The sequence below is a fragment of the Exiguobacterium sp. s160 genome, assembly GCF_018617575.1.
GTDB classification, from domain to species: domain Bacteria; phylum Bacillota; class Bacilli; order Exiguobacteriales; family Exiguobacteriaceae; genus Exiguobacterium; species Exiguobacterium aestuarii_A.
The window spans coordinates 1-903 of sequence record NZ_JACSKK010000019.1 but is presented as its reverse complement, the minus strand read 5'-3'; the positions used below and the strand labels follow the sequence as shown (position 1 = coordinate 903).

8 tRNA genes and 1 rRNA gene are annotated in these 903 nt (G+C 48.9%); all 9 read left to right on the top strand.

What is annotated here, in order from left to right:
• Window positions 1-89, top strand: a 5S ribosomal RNA gene (gene rrf, locus KNO86_RS14525); the annotation flags it as partial.
• Window positions 90-164: 75 nt separating this feature from the next.
• Window positions 165-240: transfer RNA gene (locus KNO86_RS14520), tRNA-Asp, on the top strand.
• Between the two features lie 19 nt (window positions 241-259).
• Window positions 260-335, top strand: a tRNA-Phe gene (locus KNO86_RS14515).
• Between the two features lie 8 nt (window positions 336-343).
• A tRNA-Thr gene (locus KNO86_RS14510) sits at window positions 344-419 on the top strand.
• A gap of 10 nt (window positions 420-429) precedes the next feature.
• Window positions 430-505: transfer RNA gene (locus KNO86_RS14505), tRNA-His, on the top strand.
• Window positions 506-517: 12 nt separating this feature from the next.
• Window positions 518-593: transfer RNA gene (locus tag KNO86_RS14500), tRNA-Lys, on the top strand.
• Between the two features lie 40 nt (window positions 594-633).
• Window positions 634-714 (top strand) — tRNA-Leu (locus KNO86_RS14495).
• Between the two features lie 16 nt (window positions 715-730).
• Window positions 731-805, top strand: a tRNA-Gly gene (locus KNO86_RS14490).
• A 9-nt stretch (window positions 806-814) separates the two neighbouring features.
• Window positions 815-902 (top strand) — tRNA-Leu (locus tag KNO86_RS14485).
• Window position 903: the final 1 nt, after the last annotated feature.

Below are 903 nucleotides of genomic sequence, written 5' to 3'. Positions count from 1 at the left end.
CCGTTCCCATGCCGAACACGGAAGTTAAGCGTCTCAGCGCCGAAAGTAGTTGGGGGATCTCCCCCTGTGAGGATAGGACGTTGCCAGGCTTTATTTTTTTAAAAAAGTTATTGACTTTACATAAAATGACCTTTAAAATAGGTAAAGTCGATATGACTTAAAACGGTCCCGTGGTGTAGGGGTTAACATGTCTGCCTGTCACGCAGAAGATCGCGGGTTCGAATCCCGTCGGGACCGCCATTTTTAATTTAATATTTATGGCTTTGTAGCTCAGTTGGTAGAGCAAAGGACTGAAAATCCTTGTGTCGGCGGTTCGATTCCGTCCAAAGCCACCATATAACGCGCCGGTGTAGCTCAGTTGGTAGAGCATCTGACTTGTAATCAGAGGGTCGAGGGTTCGAATCCTTTCGCCGGCACCATTTTTTCATGGCGGTTGTGGCGAAGTGGTTAACGCACCGGATTGTGATTCCGGCATTCGAGGGTTCAATTCCCTTCAGCCGCCCCATTAAAATTTAATGAGCCATTAGCTCAGTTGGTAGAGCATCTGACTTTTAATCAGAGGGTCGCAGGTTCGAGCCCTGCATGGCTCACCATTTCTCATTAATTTTTATTACTAAATACGTAATTTCACATGCGGGTGTGGCGGAATTGGTAGACGCGCTAGACTTAGGATCTAGTGTCTTTGACGTGGGGGTTCGAGTCCCTTCACCCGCATCTCTAAAATACTTATGCGGAAGTAGTTCAGTGGTAGAATACGACCTTGCCAAGGTCGGGGTCGCGGGTTCGAATCCCGTCTTCCGCTCCATCTTAATACGCGGTCGTGGCGGAATCGGTAGACGCGCTAGGTTGAGGGCCTAGTGGTGGTTAACACCGTGGAGGTTCAAGTCCTCTCGACCGCACCAT